Source organism: Micromonospora sp. NPDC049282 (assembly GCF_043197045.1).
Lineage (GTDB): Bacteria > Actinomycetota > Actinomycetes > Mycobacteriales > Micromonosporaceae > Micromonospora.
Genome location: NZ_JBICSL010000008.1, coordinates 13,289 through 28,206, shown reverse-complemented (window position 1 = coordinate 28,206; position 14,918 = coordinate 13,289). Strand labels below are relative to the sequence as shown.

Below are 14,918 nucleotides of genomic sequence, written 5' to 3'. Positions count from 1 at the left end.
CGCTAACTCTGGCTAGCACTTTGCTTGCAGCAGCTAGCAGGCCGCGTTACGGTGGAGTCATGGCCACCAGCAAGGACCTTCCCGATGTCGGCGGGTTCATTCGCGACCTGCGGCGCAACGCGAAGATCTCGCTGCGTCAGCTTGCCGAGCAGGCGGGCGTCAGCAATCCCTACCTGAGCCAGATCGAGCGTGGGCTGCGCAAGCCGAGCGCCGAGGTGCTCCAGCAGCTCGCCAGCGCGCTGCGCGTCTCCACCCCGGCCATGTACCTGCGAGCCGGGCTGCTGGACGACAAGGAGGGCCAGGGCGTGCTCGCGGCCATCGCGGTCGACCCCGAGCTGACCATGGCCCAGAAGCAGTCGCTCACCCAGATCTACGAGACGTTCCGCCGCGAGAACGCGCGCCTCGCCGAGGCGACCGGCACCGCCGGACCGGCGGAGCAGACCGGACCGCCGGAGCAGAGCGGGCCGCCCGGTGCGCCGGCGGAGCCCGCCGAGCCAGCCGCCGCGCCCGAGGCCCCGGCCACCGTCGCGCCCGCCGCGACCGGCCCCGTGACGCCCGACGGCACCCCGACCGAGGCGGTCCTCGAGTCGGTCGCCGTCACCGAGGCGGGCACCGCGCCCGCACCGACCACCGCCGCCCGTGAACGCACGACCGCCCCCCGGGCGGCCCGGAAGGCCGCCGGTGCGGCCGAAGAGGAGCAGTCATGACCCAGCCGAAGACCAACCGCATCCCCGCCCCCCTCTACGCCGCCGCCGGCGCCGGCGAGCTGGCCCTGGAGCAGCTGCGCAAGCTGCCCACCGTGGTCAGCGGTCTCGGCACCCGGGTCGTCACCGACCTCGGCGGCAAGGCCGTCGGCACCGGCTTCGAGCTGCGCCAGAAGGCGACCGACACGCTGCGGACGGCCGACCTCGACCAGCTCCGCCAGGCGGCCAACCTGGACAAGCTCCGCGAGACCGCCACCCGCAACGCCGCCGCCGTGGTGTCCGGCGCCTACGCCGCGCAGGAGCGCGCCCTGGCCGCGTACGCCGAGCTGGTCGCCCGCGGTGAGCGGGTCGTCGGCGCCGGCGTGCTGGAGGCCGCCGACACGGTGAACGCGGACATCGAGGCGACCGAGGAGACCCTCCCGGCGCCGGCCGCCGTGGCCCCGCAGACCGAGGTGCCCAGCCCGGCCGAGGTGGCCGAGGCGGTGGCCGCCAAGCCGGCCGCCGTGAAGCGGACCCGGGCCACCAAGGCGACCGCCACCAAGGCCGCCGCCACGCCGTCGGCGAAGCTGCCGAAGACCACGAAGCGGACCCGCCCGGCCGCCGAGTGATCCCACTCCCCACCGAGACCCCGGACAGCGTCCTGTCGGACGTTTCCGGGGTCTCGGCATAAGCTTGCCGACATGGCCTACGCCGCGCCGATCTTCGCGTTCGAAGTCAAAGCTGTGATTCAGCTGATCCTGCTCGTCTTCGCCCTGGTCATCCAGGGTGTGGCCCTGGTGCACGCGCTCACCCAGCGCGGCGACGGCTTCGCCGCGATCGGCACGCTGCCCAAGGGCGGCTGGGTCGCCATCCTGGCGGTCTGCATGCTGCTGACCCTGCTCGGCTTCGGCCCGATCAGCCTGTTCGGACTGGTCGGCATCGCCGCCGGTCTCATCTACCTGCTCGACGTGCGGCCCGGCCTGCGTGACCTGCACGACGGTCGAGGGTCATGGTGAGAGGTTTCCGCTGGCCACCGCCGCCGGACGGCGGCCCCCGCACCTGGGGGCCCGGTCCCGGCGGGCCGCGGACCGGCCGGCCGGCGTTGCCCGAGCCGGAGACGGAGCTGGTCGCCACCCCGCACGGGGTGAGCCTGGAACGCCTGGTCACCGGCGTCGGCGACCCGGTCACCGTGTTCGCCCACGGGCTGGGCAACGGCATCGCCACCACCCGGCCGTTCGGCAGTGGCGTCATCGGACGGCGCATCTTCTTCCAGTTCCGCGGGCACGGCCGGTCCGACTCCCCACCCGGGCCGTGGACCTACCTCGACCTCGCCCGTGACCTGCGGGCGGTCGCCGACCTGGGCGGCGCCACCCGCGCGTTCGGCGCCAGCCTCGGCGCGGGCGCGCTGTGCCGGCTGCTCGCCGAGAGTCCGGAACGCTTCCAGAAGCTCGTCTTCTTCCTGCCCGCCGTGCTGGACACGCCGCGCGGCGAGGTGGCCCGGTCCCGTCTCACCGGCCTGCTCGACGCGGTGGCCGACGGCGACGCGCACGCGCTCGCCGAGGTGGTGTCGCTGGAACTGCCGCCGTCGGTCCGCAACACCCCGGCCGGCTGGGCGTACCTGCGGCAGCGGCTCGACCAACTGCTGCGCGACGGGCTCGCGCCCGGCCTGGCCGGCCTGCCCGAGCAGGCCGCGCTGGACGACGCCGCCGCGCTCGCCGCGGTCACCGCGCCCGCCCTGGTGATCGGCTGTGCCGACGACGACCTGCACCCGGTCGCGGTCGCCGAGCGGCTGGCCGCCGCGCTGCCGGCGGCCACCCTGCACGTGTACGACCGGCCCGGCGTCCTCTGGACCGACCGTGCCGATCTGCGGGGGCGCATCTCGTCGTTCCTGAACGGGTAATGTCGCCCGGCATGGGCGTCACACACCACGGCCGTACGCACCGCCTCGACCTCGCCGACCCCACGCTCCGTGAGTGGACGTGCCGGGTGCTGGCGGCCGATCCCGAACAGGGCATCGTGCTGGACCGGTCCGCGTTCTACCCGGGTGGCGGCGGGCAGCCGCCGGACCACGGCGTGCTGCTGTGGCAGGGCGTGCAGACCCGGATCGCGGGCACCCGCAAGGCCGACGACCTCTGGCTGATCCCGGCCGACGGTGACCCGCTGCCGCCGGTCGGCGCCGAGGTCACCGGCGCGGTGGAGGACGCCCGACGGACCATGCTGATGCGCACCCACTCCGGGCTGCACGTGCTCTGCGGCGTGGTGTTCCGGGACTTCGGCGCGCTGGTCACCGGCGGCAACATGGAACCCGGGGAGGCCCGGATGGACTTCAACCTCCCCGAGGTGCCGCCGGACTTCAAGGCCCGCATCGAGGAGCTGGTCAACGCCGAGGTGGCCGCCGACCGGTCGGTCGCCGTCCGGGTGCTGCCGCGCGCCGACGCGCTGGCCCTGCCGGACATCATCCGTACCCAGTCCAACCTGATCCCGCCGAGCGAGCAGGAGGTGCGGATCGTCGACATCGTCGGGCTGGACGTGCAGGCCGACGGCGGCACCCACGTCGCGTCCACCGCCCAGATCGGCAAGGTCCAGGTGGTCAAGGTGGAGAGCAAGGGGCGGGCCAACCGCCGGGTACGGGTACGGCTCGCGGACTGAGTCAGCGGGGCAGGTGCGCCGCCCGGACGTCGAGCAGCCACCGTTCCACCGTCTCCTCGTCCGGGCGTTCCGGCAGCGGCGAGCGGGTCCGGGCGAACTCCGCCTCGGCGTCCGCCACCAGCGCCTGCGCCTCGGCCAGCGCGCCGGCGGCCACCCGCTCGCCGAACGCGTGGAACCAGCCCGGGTCGGCCAGCCGGATCTCCAGCACCCCGGTCGCGTACAGCACCCGGCCCTGGTGCAGCAGCCGGGCCAGGTGCCGGGCGTGCTTGGCCGAGCGCCGCCGGCCGCCGGTGTCCGGCGGCGCGGCGGCGAGCTTGCGGAACTGCTGCGAGGCGTACCCGAGATAGGCGTCGCGGACCCGGGGCGCGCTGAGGAACGCCGAGCGGATGCCGATCAGCCGCTCGCCGAAATCGGTGCGCGTCTCGTAGCAGTCCTGCGGCAGCCACATCAGCTCGGTGGCGGTCGGGTTGCCGCTCAGCGCCAGCAGCGCGTATTTCCGGCACTCGTGCAGCGTGACGTCGGGGTCGGTGGTGACCACCGACTCCCGGGGCGGGCGCAGCCCGTGGAACGCGACCGTCGGCGCGGCGTAGACGCCGATCCGGTCGGTGTCCGAGCCGGGGCCGGCCAGCCCGTAGGCGACCGAGCCGACGATGCCGGAGAGCAGCAGGTGCATGCCGTCATGATCGCCGATCCGGTTCGCTCGGGAAACCGGACTTCGGCTGTCAGGTATCGGTGACACGGTGAACCCATGAACTCACCACTGACCGGAAAGGTCGCGCTCGTCGCGGGCGCCACCCGCGGCGCCGGCCGGCAGATCGCCGTCCAGCTCGGTGCCGCCGGGGCCACCGTCTACGCCACCGGCCGCACCACCCGGGACCGCCGCTCCGAGATGGACCGGCCGGAGACCATCGAGGAGACCGCCGAGCTGGTCACCGCCGCCGGCGGCACCGGCATCGCGGTCGCGGTCGACCACCTCGACCCGGAGCGGGTACGCCTGCTGGTCGAGCGGATCGACGCCGAGCAGGGCCGCCTCGACGTGCTGGTCAACGACATCTGGGGCGCGGACCCGCTGATCACCTGGGAGAAGCCGGTGTGGGAGCAGCCGCTCGACGCCGGCTTCCGCACGCTGCGGCTGGCCGTCGACACCCACATCATCACCAGCCACTTCGCGTTGCCGCTGTTGATCCGCAACCCGGGTGGGCTGGTCGTCGAGATCGGCGACGGCACGAAGGCGTACAACGACACCACCTACCGCCTGTCGGTCTTCTACGACCTGGCGAAGGTGTCGGTGAACCGGCTCGGCTTCACCCAGGCGCACGAGCTGGCCCCGCACGGCGGCACCGCGGTCGCGCTCACCCCCGGCTGGCTGCGCTCCGAGTCGATGCTTGAGCACTTCGGCGTGACCGAGGCCAACTGGCGCGACGGCGCGAAGACCGAACCGCACTTCGTGATGTCCGAGACGCCGGCGTTCGTCGGGCGGGCGGTGGCCGCGCTGGCCGCCGACCCGGACCGGGCCCGCTGGAACGGCCAGTCGCTGGACAGCGGCGGGCTGGCCCAGGAGTACGGCTTCACCGACCTCGACGGCACCCGCCCGCACTGGGCCCGCTACCACGACGAGGTGGTCGCGCCGGGCAAGCCGGCCGACGACGCCGGCTACCGCTGACCGGTGTCCTCCGGCGGCCCGGCGTAGAGCGCCGCCGCGCGGCGGGCCGCCCCGGCGAACCGGGCCCGCAGCTCCGGCGGCGCCAGCACCTCCACCTCGGGGCCGAGCGCCAGCAGTTGGCCGTACGCCACGTCGACCGACTCGACGGGCAGCCGGAGCACCAGCCGGCCCTGCCCGTCGGGCCGGCCGGCGGCGGCGACCGCCTCGGAGTAGACGAACGGCGCGTCCACCAGGTGCCGTAGCAGCCGCAGGCCGGCCGGGCCGAGCCGCACGGTGACCCGCTCCCGCAGCAGCTCGCGCAGGAACGCGCCGGCCTGCTCCCGCCAGTACGCCCCGAGGTCGAAGCGCTCGTCCCGGTCGAAGCCCGCCGCTCCCACCTCGACGCCGACCACCCGGTCCACCCGGTACGTCCGCCACGCCTCGCCGACCCGGCCGACCAGATACCAGACCCCGTTCTTCAGCACCAACCCGTACGGCGCGAGCGCGCGGGTCACCTCCCGGTCGCCGCGCCGGTAACGCAGCTCGACCATCCGGTCCCGCCACACCGCCCGGGCCAGCTCGGCCAGCCGGGGCGGCGGCGCGGACTCCCGGAACCAGCCCGGCACGTCCAGGTGGAACCGCTGGCCGGTACGCGCCGGCGCGTCCCGCAGGCTCGGCGGCAGCGCGGCCAGCACCTTCAACTCGGCGGCGGCCACCGCGTCGGCCAGCCCCATGTCACCGGCCGGACCCGGCAGCCCGGCCAGGAACAGCGCCTCTGCCTCGTCGCGGCTCAGCCCGGTCAGCCGGGTCCGGTAGCCGCCGAGCAGCCGGTAGCCGCCGGTCCGGCCCCGGTCGGCGTAGACCGGGACACCGGCGGCGGAGAGCGCCAGCACGTCGCGGTAGACGGTGCGTTCGGAGACCTCCAGCTCACGCGCCAGCTCGACCGCCGTCATCGTCTCCCGGGACTGGAGCAGCAGCACCAACGAGATCAGCCGCGACGCACGCACCCACCCATTGTGCGTGCAAGGAGGGGCCCCCTCTTGACGCATCCGGATTGGAGGGGGCCCTCCTAACACCCGGGCGGCGTGCGCGGGCCCACTAGGCTGTGCCGTCGTGAACGCCTCCCGTACCGTCGCGCCCGTCACCGGCGCGGTCGCCCGCTTCCTCGGCGGCGCCGGCCTGCTGCTGCGCGGCTTCGGCATGTACGTCCGCAGCCCGAAGCTGATGCTGCTCGGCGTCGTGCCGGCGCTCATCTCCGGCGTGCTCTACGTCGCCGGGTTCGCCGCCCTGCTCTACTTCGTGGACGACCTGGCCGCCTGGCTCACCCCGTTCGCCGACGACTGGTCGTCGACAGCTCGCGGGCTGCTGCGGGTCGCCGCCGGGCTGGCCGTGGTCGGGGTGGCCGCGCTGGTCGGGGTGCTCACCTTCACCGCGGTCACGCTGGCCGTCGGCGACCCGTTCTACGAGGCCATCTCCGAACGGGTCGAGGACCGCCTCGGCGGCACCCCGGGCAAGGTGGACGTGCCGTTCTGGGCCTCGCTGCGGCGCAGCATCGCCGACTCGTTGCGCCTGGTGGCAATCTCCGCGCTGATCGGTGTACCCCTCTTCGCGGCCGGTTTCATCCCGCTGGTGGGCCAGACGGTGGTGCCGGTGGTCGGTGCCGGAGTGGGTGGTTGGTTCCTGGCGCTGGAACTGGTCGGCGCGCCGTTCTACCGGCGCGGGATGCGGCTGCCGGATCGGCGGTCGCGGCTGCGGGCCGACCGGCCGACCGCGCTCGGCTTCGGGGTGGCGGTCTTCCTGTGCTTCCTGATCCCGCTCGGCGCGGTGCTGGTCATGCCGGCCGCCGTCGCCGGGGCCGCCCTGCTGGCCCGCCGGACGCTCGGCCAGCACGTCGAGGAGCGATGAGATGGACACCGTGCTGATCGAGGGCGACATCACCGCCCAGCAGGTCGACGCGATCGTCAACGCGGCGAACTCGTCGCTGCTCGGCGGCGGGGGAGTGGACGGCGCGATCCACCGCCGCGGCGGGCCGGCGATCCTGGCGGAGTGCCGGGCGCTGCGCGCCTCCCGCTACGAACGAGGGCTGCCGACCGGGCAGGCGGTCGCCACCACGGCGGGCGACCTGCCGGCACGCTGGGTGGTGCACACCGTCGGGCCGGTCTTCGCGCCGCGCGAGGACCGGTCGGCGCTGCTGCGCGACTGCTACGCCAACAGCCTGCGGATCGCCGACGAGCTGGGCGCCACCCGGATCGCGTTCCCGCTGATCTCGGCCGGGATCTACGGCTGGCCGGTCGAGGACGCGGTCAGCCAGGCGCTGACCGCGCTGCACGCGGCCACCCCGGCACACCTGGTCGAGGCCCGACTGGTGCTGTTCGGCCCCGACACGTACGCGACCGCGGTGCGGGTCGCCGCCGGGCGGTTCAGCTGAGCGTGCGCCGGCACGACCACTGGCTGTCCACCGGCCGGTAGCCGAGCTGGGCGTTGATCGCCAGCATCGGTGCGTTCGCCTCGTCGTTGGAGGTGTACGCGGTCCGCACCCCGCGCGCCGCGGCGGCGTGCAGCGCAGCCTGCTTGGTCAGCCGGGCCAACCCTCGACCCCGGTACGCGGCCAGCGTGCCGGTGAAGTCCGACCACATCCGGTCGCCGTCCCGCTTCACCAGGCTCAACGCGACCAGCTCGCCGTCCACCTCGGCGACCGTGCTGGCCTCCCGGTCCAGCCCCAGGTTCTCCCAGCACTCGTGGTGCCAGAGGTCGTAGTCGAGCGCGTCCGTCGGCACGTCACCCGGCTCGTCCCGGGCCGACTCGGAGTCCACCCGGTGCACCCGGCGCGGGTCGAGCCCGGCGGTCGGCAGCAGCCGAACGCCCGGCGGCGGCTCCGGCATCGGCGGGGCGGTCCGCAGGTCGAGCGCGGAGTAGCGCAGTTCCCGGCTGGGCGTGAAGCCGTGCCGCTGCGCGAACGGCAGCGAGTCGGCGCGGGCGTTACCGAGCACCCGGGTCGACCCGAGGGCCCGTACGTGGTCGAGTGCGGTGTCGAGCAGCGCGGTGCCGGCGCCCCGGCGGCGGTGGTCCGGGTGGACGTGCAGCATGGCGACCTCACCCACCCCGGGCGTCGAGGTCTGCGTGTTCCGGTACGCCGACACCCAGCCGACCACCTGCCCGTCCGCCTCGGCGACCCAGGCGGCCCAGTCCTCGCCGGGCGGTGGCTGACCGATCATCCGGCGGGTCGACTCGACGCCCCGGACCAGATAGGGAAAGACCACCGCACGCAGCGCCACCACGGCGGGCGCGTCGTCGGGAAGGGCGCGACGGATCAGGGCTTCACTCATCCGGGCGACCCTAGCCACGCCGCGCCCCGGTCGCGACCGGTTTGTTGAGCGGGGCCCCTCCTCCACCGGATGCGTCAACCGGGGCCCCGCCTTACGCGGAATCGCGCAGGATGAGCTGCGTGGGGAGCATCAGCGCCTGCTCGACGTGCTCGCCGGCGGCGATGCGCAGCAGCTGGCGGGTCATCGCCCGGCCCAGCTCCACGATCGGCTGCCGCACCGTGGTCAGCGGCGGCTCGGTGTAGGCGGCCGTCTCGATGTCGTCGAACCCGATCACCGCGACGTCCTCGGGCACCCGCCGCCCGGCCTCGCGCAGCGCCCGCAGGGCCGCGTGCGCCATCAGGTCGGAGGCGGCGAACACCGCGTCCAGCTCCGGGTCGCCGGCGAGCAGCTCGCGCATCGCGGCGGTGCCGGACTCGCGGGTGAAGTCGCCGTACGCGACCAGCTCCGGCAGCCCGGCGGCGGTCAGCGCGGTGCGGTAGCCGATCAGTCGCTCGATGCCGGCCACCATGTCCTGCGGCCCGGCGATGGTGGCGACGCGCCGCCGGCCGGCCGCGATCAGGTGCTCCACCGCCGCGGTCACGCCGCCCTCGTGGTCGACGTCGACGTACGGCACCTCGGCGCCGTCGAGCGGCCGGCCGCTGCACACCACCGGGATGCCGAGCCGGGCCAGCCGGCCGGGCAGCGGGTCCTCGCCGTGCAGCGAGGCGAAGAGCACGCCGTCGACGTGCCGCCCGGTGGTGTACCGCTCGACCCGTTCGTGCCCGGCCGGCGAGCCGGCCAGCATCAGCACGAGCTGCTTGTCGGCCGCCTCCAGCTCCTGGGCGGCGCCGCGGATGATGCCGGGGAAGACCTGGTCGTCGGAGAAGACCCGGGTGGCCGCCTCGGGCAGGACCAGCGCGACCGAGTCGGTGCGCTGGGTGACCAGGCTGCGGGCGGCTAGGTTCGGGACGTACCCGAGTTCCTCGACCGCCCGGCGTACCGCCTGCTGGATCGACTCGGCGACCGTGGTCGAGCCGTTGACCACCCGGGAGACCGTGGCCCGGGAGACGCCGGCCCGCCGGGCCACCGCCTCCAGGGTCGGCCGCTGTGCCGTCGTCATCCCCGTAACCACCACCTCGTCACAGCCCGTTCCGGGCGATCACCTCCTGGTACCAGCGGGCGCTCCGCTTGGGTGTGCGCCGCTGGGTCAGGTAGTCGACGTGGACGATCCCGAACCGCTTCCGGTATCCCTCGGCCCATTCGAAGTTGTCCAGCAACGACCATACGAGATAGCCGCGCAGGTCGACCCCGCGGGCGATGGCCTCGTGCGCGGCGCGCAGGTGGCCGTCGAGGTAGGCGATCCGGTCGGCGTCGGCCACCCGGCCCGTGGATTCCCGGGTGGTGTCCGGGAAGGCGCCGCCGTTCTCGGTGATCATCAGCGGCAGGCCGGGGTGGTCGGCCGCCACCCGCTCCAGCAGCCGGGTCAGCCCGGCCGGCTCGATCGACCAGCCCATGTCGGTGACCGGGCCGGTCGCCGGCCGGAACTCGACCGCGCCGGCGGTGCCCGGGTAGGCGCTGCTGCCCTCGCCGCCCGCCCGTCCGGCGACGTAGGTGGGCGAGTAGTAGTTCAGGCCGAGCAGGTCCAGCGGCGCGGCGATGATCTTCTCGTCGCCGTCCCGGACGAAGTCCGTCGCGACGATTCGGTTGACGTGCGCCAACACGTCCGCCGGGTAACCGGCGCCGGTCAGCGGGCCCAGGAAGATCCGGTTGTGCAGGCCGTCGACCAGCCGCACCGCCTCGGCGTCCGCGGCGCTGCCGGCGTCCGCCGGCTGCACGTCGGCCAGGTTGAGCGTGATCCCCAGCGTCTCCGCGCCGTCCGCGCGCAGCGCCCGGGCGGCCAGGCCGTGGCCGAGCAGCAGATGGTGTACGGCCCGGAACGCGGCCCCGGCGTCCTGCCGGCCGGGCGCGTGCACCCCGTTGCCGTAGCCGAGGTAGGCGGAGCACCACGGCTCGTTGAGCGTGGTCCAGGTGCGGACCCGGTCGCCGAGGCGGCCGTGCACCGCGACCGCGTAGTCGGCGAAGTGCTCGGCGGTCTCCCGGACGGTCCAGCCGCCCCGGTCCTCCAGCGCCTGCGGCAGGTCCCAGTGGTAGAGCGTGACGATCGGGTCGATGCCCCGCTCCAGCAGCGCGTCGGTCAGCCGGTCGTAGAAGTCCAGCCCGCGCGGCTCGACCGGACCGGTGCCGTCGGGCCGGATCCGGGGCCAGGCCACCGAGAACCGGTACGCCCGCAGCCCCAGCTCGGCCATCAACGCGACGTCCGCGGCGTACCGGTGGTAGTGGTCGCAGGCGACGTCGCCGCTCTGGCCCTGGAACACCGCCCCCGGCGTACGGCTGAAGGTGTCCCAGACCGACGGGCCGCGACCGTCCTCGCGGGCGGCCCCCTCGATCTGGTACGCGGCGGTGGCCGCCCCCCAGACGAACCCCTCGGGGAAACGGACGTCTGTCATGCCTTCACCGCACCTTCCATGATCCCGCCGATGATCTGGCGGCCGAACAGGACGAACACCAGCAGCAGCGGCAGCGTGGCGATGGCCGTTCCGGTGAACACCTGGGACATGTCCTGGTAGTACCCGTCGGAGAGGGCCCGCAGTGACAGTTGCACGGTCGGGTTCTCCGGGTCGTTGAGCACCGCGTACGGCCAGAGGAAGTCGTTCCAGGTGGTCATGAACGTGAGCAGGCCGAGCACGGCGGCGGCCGGGCGCAGCGCGGGCAGCACCACGTTCCAGTAGATCCGGGCGGTGTTGCAGCCGTCCATCCGCGCCGCCTCGATCAGCTCGGTGCTGACCGCCTGGCCGGCGTACTGGCGCATCATGAACACGCCGAAGCCGGTGACCAGCGCCGGCACGATCACGGCGGGCAGCCGGTCGTTCCAGTTCAGCTTCGTCATCAGCAGGTAGAGCGGGATGACGCCGAGCTGGGTGGGGACCATCATGGTGGCGACGATCGCCAGCAGCAGCCCGTTGCGCCCGCGGAAGCGCAGCTTGGCGAACGCGAACCCGGCCAGGGTGGAGAAGAAGACCACCGAGAACGTCACGGTGGCGGCCACGATGGTCGAGTTGATCAGGCCGGTGAGGAAGTAGGCGTCGGTGTTGTCGAACAGCCGGGCGATGTTGGCGCCGAGGTTGCCGCCGGGGGTGAGCGGCGGCGGGACCTGACCCATGGCGTCGCTGGTGCGGCTGGCCACCACGAACATCCAGTAGATCGGGAAGACCGACAGCAGCGCGGAGAGGGCCAGGGCCAGGTAGGTGAGCCGGCTCGCCGACCAGACGCGGGTCATCGGGAGACCTCCTTGCGGGCGCCGCCGCCGAGCCGGCGCAGGAGCAGGACGTTGATCGCCGCGACCACCGCGATCAGCGCGAAGAGCAGCCAGGCGATGGCCGAGCCGTAGCCGAAGTTGTAGTGCGGCGCGAACGCGTTCTCGAACATGTACATGGTCACCGTCTGCGACTCGCGCAGCGGACCGCCCCGGATCGCGTTGGTGCCGGAGTTGAACATCCGCGGCTCGGTGAAGAGCTGGAGGCCGCCGATGGTGGAGATGATGACCGCGAAGACGATGGTCGGCTTGAGCAGCGGCACGGTGATGGACCAGAACTGCCGGGCCCGGCTGGCGCCGTCGATCGACGCCGACTCGTACAGGTCGCGGGGGATGGCCTGCATGGCGGCCAGGAAGATCAGCGCGTTGTAGCCGGTCCACCGCCAGTCGACCATGGTGGAGATGGCGACCCAGGCGGCGAACCTGTTCGCCTTCCAGTCGATCGCGCTCACCCCGACGTGGTCGAGCAGCCAGTTGATCATGCCGAAGTCGCGGCCGAACAGCACCGCGAACACGATCGCCACCGCGGCGGTCGAGGTGACGTTCGGGACCAGCACGGCCATCCGCCAGGTGGTACGGGCGCGCAGCTGGCGGTTGAGCAGGTTGGCCAGCCAGAGCGCGGCGAGCAGTTGCGGGACCGTCGAGATGACGAAGATGCCGAGCGTGTTGACCACGGAGTGCCAGAAGTCCGGGTCGGCGAGCAGCTGGCTGTAGTTGTCGAGACCGATGAACGGGTGCTCGGCGCCGAGCAGGTCCCAGTCGTGCAGCGAGACCCAGAACGTGTACGCCAGCGGGTACGCCCCGAAGACGCCGAACAGCAGGAAGAACGGGGCGATGAACAGGTACGGCGAGTATCTGGTGTCGAGCCGGCTGAGCCGGGCGCCCCGTTCGGCGCGGGTGGTGCGGGGGGCCGGTGCGACCGGCGGGCGGGCGTCGAGCTGGACGGCCATGACCTGAGAACTCCTCTCCGCCGTGCGGGCGGCACCCGTCGCCGGGACCGCCCGCACGCGCTGCTCGGGTTACTTGGCGGCGGCCTTCTCGGCGTTGGAGACCGCGTCGGTCCAGCCCTGCTGGGGGGAGCGCTTGCCCAGCTCCACGGTGCGCACGGCGTTCTCCACCTCGGTCCGGACGGCCTGGTTCTTCGGGCCCATGTAGACCGGCTTCAGGTTCTTGGCGCCCTCGGCGAAGATCCTGCCGACCGGGGCCTCGGAGAAGTAGGCGTTCTTCGAGTCGACGATCGCCGGGTCGGCCAGCGCCTGCGGGGACGAGGGCAGCGGGCCCTTGAGCTTGAACGCGCCGATCTGACCCTTGGCGCTGGTCAGGAACTTGGCCAGCTCGATCGCCTCGGCCTGGTGCTTGCTCTGCTTCGGCACGGCGAGGAAGGAACCGCCCCAGTTGCCGCCGTTGCCGGGGATCTGGGCGATGTCCCACTTGCCCTTGGCGCCGGGGCCGGCGTTGCCCTCGATCACCCCGGTCATCCAGGCCGGGCAGGCGATGGTGGCGAACTTCGACTGCTTGAACGCCGACACCCACTCCTCGGACCAGGAGCCGTACTTGCCGGACAGCCCCGAGTCGATGATGTCCATCGTGGTGTCGTACGCCTGGCGTACCGCCGGGTTGCTGCCCACGACCAGGTTGTTGCTGGTGTCGTAGTAGCTGTAGCCGCTGGTGTTGCCGGCGGTCTGGAGCAGGATGGTGTTGAACGTGTTGGTCGCGGCGTCCAGGAACGCGGCGCCGGTCTTCTTCGCGGTGAACTGCTCGCCGACCTTGACGTAGTCGGTCCAGGTGGGCCACAGCTTCGAGACGGCCTCCCGGTCGGTGGGCAGGCCGGCCTTGGCGAACAGGTCCGTGCGGTAGCACATGGCCATGCCGCCGACGTCGGTGCCGAGGCCGATCAGCTGCTTGCCGTCGGCGGTGAGCCCCTGGTTCCACTTCCAGTCGAGGAAGTTGCCCTTCAGGTCGGCCGCGCTGTGGTCGAGCAGGTTGACGAAGTTCTGCGGGTTGGCCTTGTACTCGACCAGCAGGCCCTCCTCGATGGCGACGACGTCGCCGGCGCCCTTGCCGGCGGCGAGCCACTGGGTGAGCTTCGGCGAGTACTCGTCGAGGTTGCTGCCGGTGCCACGCTCGACGATCTTCACGCCGGGGTGGCTGGCCATGTACTCCTGGTAGAGATCCGCGTAGCCGAACTGGCCGAAGACGTCGACGGTGAGCGTGACCGGCCCGTCGGCGGCGGCCTCGTCGCCGCCGCCGCAGCCGGTGGTGCCGAGCAGTGCGGTGGCGGCGACCAGGGCCACCGCCGCCAGTCGACGGCGCGTGAAGGTGAGCATGCAGTCCTGACCTCTCGGGGTCGTAACGGGTGGTGGAAGGCGGTTCCGGTACTGAGAGAGCGCTCTCTCGACAGCCTGGTGGGTGGTCCGGGACCGTGTCAAGAGAGCGCTCTCAGAGCGTCCGAAAAAAGCGGAGAGGGACGGTCACCGTCCCTCTCCGCCCGGTATCGGGTGCTGTGTCAGCCCACCCGCAGCCCGTCCAGCAGGCTCCGGTCGCCGGTCACGCCCAACGCGTCGAAGCTGATCCGGCCCATCAACGCCAGCTGCAGGTCGCTGGCCGTGCCGGTCACCTGCGCCCGGGCCCGGTGGTCGTCGTGGTCCAGGATCGTCGCGGTGTCCAGCAACGCCACCCCCTCGCCGCGCAACCGCAGATACCACTCCTGCGCGGCGTCCGTCGCGCTCAACTGGACCACCCCGTGCCACGGGCCCGACTTGATCCGCCGGCCCGCCGGCAGCCAGGTGTCCAGCACCTCGCTCACCCCGTCGGCCGCGAGCTTGGACTCGATCGGGTCGCCCGCGCCGATGGCGAGCTGGGCGTCCCAGCGGTGCACCGCGGTCTCGTGCGCCACCCGGCGCGGCCAGAAACCGGCCTTCTTCGGCTGCGGGGCGAAGTTCCAGGCCGGGGCCTCCGGATCCAGGCCGTCCAGGAGCGCGGTGAGCCGCTCGTACTCCTGGGCGTACCACTGGGCCGGGGTGAGAGCGGCCGGCGGCTCCGGGTCGTGCCGCTCCGGGCGGGCGGTGGCGCCGGCGGTCAGCACCGTGCCCACCCAGACGTAGGTCCGGGTCAGGTGATGGGCCAGATCGGTGACCGTCCAGCCGGGACACGACAGCACCGGTGTCTCCGGAGGCGCCTCCGTCACGGCCGCGGCGAACGCCGGGCCCTCCGTCCGCAACGCGCCGATCCAGAAGTCCTTCGTGTGGTGCAGTCTGCTCATCGCC

General features: G+C 73.1%; 17 protein-coding genes. 8 read left to right on the top strand and 9 right to left on the bottom strand.

All coding sequences use genetic code 11. From position 1 onward, the window contains the following. The first annotated feature begins 59 nt into the window (after positions 1 to 59). The 5 genes from ACGFI2_RS14900 to ACGFI2_RS14880 all read left to right on the top strand — a co-directional run bounded on the left by ACGFI2_RS14900 (position 60) and on the right by ACGFI2_RS14880 (position 3,332). Positions 60 to 707 (top strand): helix-turn-helix domain-containing protein, encoded by a 648-nt coding sequence (locus ACGFI2_RS14900; protein ID WP_393516304.1) that lies wholly within the window; start codon positions 60 to 62, stop codon positions 705 to 707. Beyond that, positions 704 to 1,312 carry a hypothetical protein gene (locus ACGFI2_RS14895; protein WP_393516301.1) on the top strand — a complete coding sequence of 203 codons (609 nt, stop codon included), beginning with the start codon at positions 704 to 706 and terminating at the stop codon, positions 1,310 to 1,312. Before ACGFI2_RS14900 ends, ACGFI2_RS14895 begins: the two co-directional genes overlap by 4 nt. A 72-nt stretch (positions 1,313 to 1,384) precedes the next feature. After that, complete coding sequence (locus ACGFI2_RS14890) at positions 1,385 to 1,699, top strand: DUF2516 family protein (protein WP_393516298.1); 315 nt, start codon at positions 1,385 to 1,387, stop codon at positions 1,697 to 1,699. Further along, the gene (locus ACGFI2_RS14885; protein WP_393516923.1) at positions 1,696 to 2,583 is read left to right on the top strand and encodes an alpha/beta fold hydrolase; all 888 of its coding nucleotides are present in this window, start codon (positions 1,696 to 1,698) and stop codon (positions 2,581 to 2,583) included. The genes ACGFI2_RS14890 and ACGFI2_RS14885 overlap by 4 nt, the downstream gene beginning before the upstream one ends. A gap of 11 nt (positions 2,584 to 2,594) precedes the next feature. Next, positions 2,595 to 3,332 (top strand): alanyl-tRNA editing protein, encoded by a 738-nt coding sequence (locus ACGFI2_RS14880; RefSeq protein ID WP_393516295.1) that lies wholly within the window; start codon positions 2,595 to 2,597, stop codon positions 3,330 to 3,332. A gap of 1 nt (position 3,333) precedes the next feature. Here the strand turns inward: ACGFI2_RS14880 and ACGFI2_RS14875 are convergent, their stop codons facing one another. After that, positions 3,334 to 4,023 (bottom strand): DNA polymerase beta superfamily protein, encoded by a 690-nt coding sequence (locus tag ACGFI2_RS14875; RefSeq protein WP_393516920.1) that lies wholly within the window; start codon positions 4,021 to 4,023, stop codon positions 3,334 to 3,336. Between the two features lie 57 nt (positions 4,024 to 4,080). Here ACGFI2_RS14875 and ACGFI2_RS14870 point away from each other — a divergent pair, with 57 nt between their 5' ends. Next, on the top strand, positions 4,081 to 4,995 hold the full coding sequence (locus ACGFI2_RS14870; RefSeq protein WP_393516292.1) for an SDR family oxidoreductase: 915 nt from the start codon (positions 4,081 to 4,083) through the stop codon (positions 4,993 to 4,995). Here the strand turns inward: ACGFI2_RS14870 and ACGFI2_RS14865 are convergent. Continuing rightward, entirely contained in the window at positions 4,986 to 5,981 is a 996-nt protein-coding gene (locus ACGFI2_RS14865) for a helix-turn-helix transcriptional regulator (protein ID WP_393516289.1), read from the bottom strand. The genes ACGFI2_RS14870 and ACGFI2_RS14865 overlap by 10 nt on opposite strands. 106 nt (positions 5,982 to 6,087) lie before the next feature. On the opposite strand from ACGFI2_RS14865, the gene ACGFI2_RS14860 reads away from it, so the two are divergent. Both ACGFI2_RS14860 and ACGFI2_RS14855 read left to right on the top strand, forming a co-directional pair. Further along, positions 6,088 to 6,879 (top strand): EI24 domain-containing protein, encoded by a 792-nt coding sequence (locus ACGFI2_RS14860; protein WP_393516286.1) that lies wholly within the window; start codon positions 6,088 to 6,090, stop codon positions 6,877 to 6,879. Between the two features lies 1 nt (position 6,880). Next, complete coding sequence (locus ACGFI2_RS14855; RefSeq protein WP_393516283.1) at positions 6,881 to 7,402, top strand: O-acetyl-ADP-ribose deacetylase; 522 nt, start codon at positions 6,881 to 6,883, stop codon at positions 7,400 to 7,402. Here ACGFI2_RS14855 and ACGFI2_RS14850 read toward each other — a convergent pair. From ACGFI2_RS14850 to ACGFI2_RS14820, 7 genes are all read right to left on the bottom strand, one after another. After that, positions 7,395 to 8,300 carry a GNAT family N-acetyltransferase gene (locus ACGFI2_RS14850; RefSeq protein WP_393516280.1) on the bottom strand — a complete coding sequence of 302 codons (906 nt, stop codon included), beginning with the start codon at positions 8,298 to 8,300 and terminating at the stop codon, positions 7,395 to 7,397. The genes ACGFI2_RS14855 and ACGFI2_RS14850 overlap by 8 nt on opposite strands. Positions 8,301 to 8,391: 91 nt before the next feature. Continuing rightward, on the bottom strand, positions 8,392 to 9,399 hold the full coding sequence (locus ACGFI2_RS14845; protein WP_393516277.1) for a LacI family DNA-binding transcriptional regulator: 1,008 nt from the start codon (positions 9,397 to 9,399) through the stop codon (positions 8,392 to 8,394). 19 nt (positions 9,400 to 9,418) lie between these two features. Then, positions 9,419 to 10,786, bottom strand: coding sequence for a GH1 family beta-glucosidase (locus tag ACGFI2_RS14840; RefSeq protein ID WP_393516274.1), 1,368 nt, complete (start codon positions 10,784 to 10,786; stop codon positions 9,419 to 9,421). Next, positions 10,783 to 11,616: a carbohydrate ABC transporter permease gene (locus ACGFI2_RS14835; RefSeq protein ID WP_393516271.1), complete on the bottom strand. Its 834-nt coding sequence runs from the start codon at positions 11,614 to 11,616 to the stop codon at positions 10,783 to 10,785. Before ACGFI2_RS14835 ends, ACGFI2_RS14840 begins: the two co-directional genes overlap by 4 nt. Then, positions 11,613 to 12,602: a carbohydrate ABC transporter permease gene (locus ACGFI2_RS14830; RefSeq protein WP_393516268.1), complete on the bottom strand. Its 990-nt coding sequence runs from the start codon at positions 12,600 to 12,602 to the stop codon at positions 11,613 to 11,615. The genes ACGFI2_RS14835 and ACGFI2_RS14830 overlap by 4 nt, the downstream gene beginning before the upstream one ends. A 69-nt stretch (positions 12,603 to 12,671) precedes the next feature. After that, entirely contained in the window at positions 12,672 to 13,979 is a 1,308-nt protein-coding gene (locus ACGFI2_RS14825) for an ABC transporter substrate-binding protein (RefSeq protein WP_393516265.1), read from the bottom strand. A 179-nt stretch (positions 13,980 to 14,158) separates the two neighbouring features. Continuing rightward, a complete protein-coding gene (locus ACGFI2_RS14820; RefSeq protein WP_393516262.1) occupies positions 14,159 to 14,914 on the bottom strand; it encodes a maleylpyruvate isomerase family mycothiol-dependent enzyme in 756 nt (251 codons plus the stop codon). Positions 14,915 to 14,918 lie beyond the last annotated feature (4 nt).

Coding starts and splice junctions, on each gene's coding strand:
- ACGFI2_RS14835 (WP_393516271.1), bottom strand. CDS start 11,616: ATGACCCGCGTCTGGTCGGCGAGCCGGCTCACCTACCTGGCCCTGGCC.
- ACGFI2_RS14830 (WP_393516268.1), bottom strand. CDS start 12,602: ATGGCCGTCCAGCTCGACGCCCGCCCGCCGGTCGCACCGGCCCCCCGC.
- ACGFI2_RS14895 (WP_393516301.1), top strand. CDS start 704: ATGACCCAGCCGAAGACCAACCGCATCCCCGCCCCCCTCTACGCCGCC.
- ACGFI2_RS14900 (WP_393516304.1), top strand. CDS start 60: ATGGCCACCAGCAAGGACCTTCCCGATGTCGGCGGGTTCATTCGCGAC.
- ACGFI2_RS14880 (WP_393516295.1), top strand. CDS start 2,595: ATGGGCGTCACACACCACGGCCGTACGCACCGCCTCGACCTCGCCGAC.
- ACGFI2_RS14870 (WP_393516292.1), top strand. CDS start 4,081: ATGAACTCACCACTGACCGGAAAGGTCGCGCTCGTCGCGGGCGCCACC.
- ACGFI2_RS14890 (WP_393516298.1), top strand. CDS start 1,385: ATGGCCTACGCCGCGCCGATCTTCGCGTTCGAAGTCAAAGCTGTGATT.
- ACGFI2_RS14825 (WP_393516265.1), bottom strand. CDS start 13,979: ATGCTCACCTTCACGCGCCGTCGACTGGCGGCGGTGGCCCTGGTCGCC.
- ACGFI2_RS14820 (WP_393516262.1), bottom strand. CDS start 14,914: ATGAGCAGACTGCACCACACGAAGGACTTCTGGATCGGCGCGTTGCGG.
- ACGFI2_RS14845 (WP_393516277.1), bottom strand. CDS start 9,399: ATGACGACGGCACAGCGGCCGACCCTGGAGGCGGTGGCCCGGCGGGCC.
- ACGFI2_RS14855 (WP_393516283.1), top strand. CDS start 6,881: ATGGACACCGTGCTGATCGAGGGCGACATCACCGCCCAGCAGGTCGAC.
- ACGFI2_RS14850 (WP_393516280.1), bottom strand. CDS start 8,300: ATGAGTGAAGCCCTGATCCGTCGCGCCCTTCCCGACGACGCGCCCGCC.
- ACGFI2_RS14840 (WP_393516274.1), bottom strand. CDS start 10,786: ATGACAGACGTCCGTTTCCCCGAGGGGTTCGTCTGGGGGGCGGCCACC.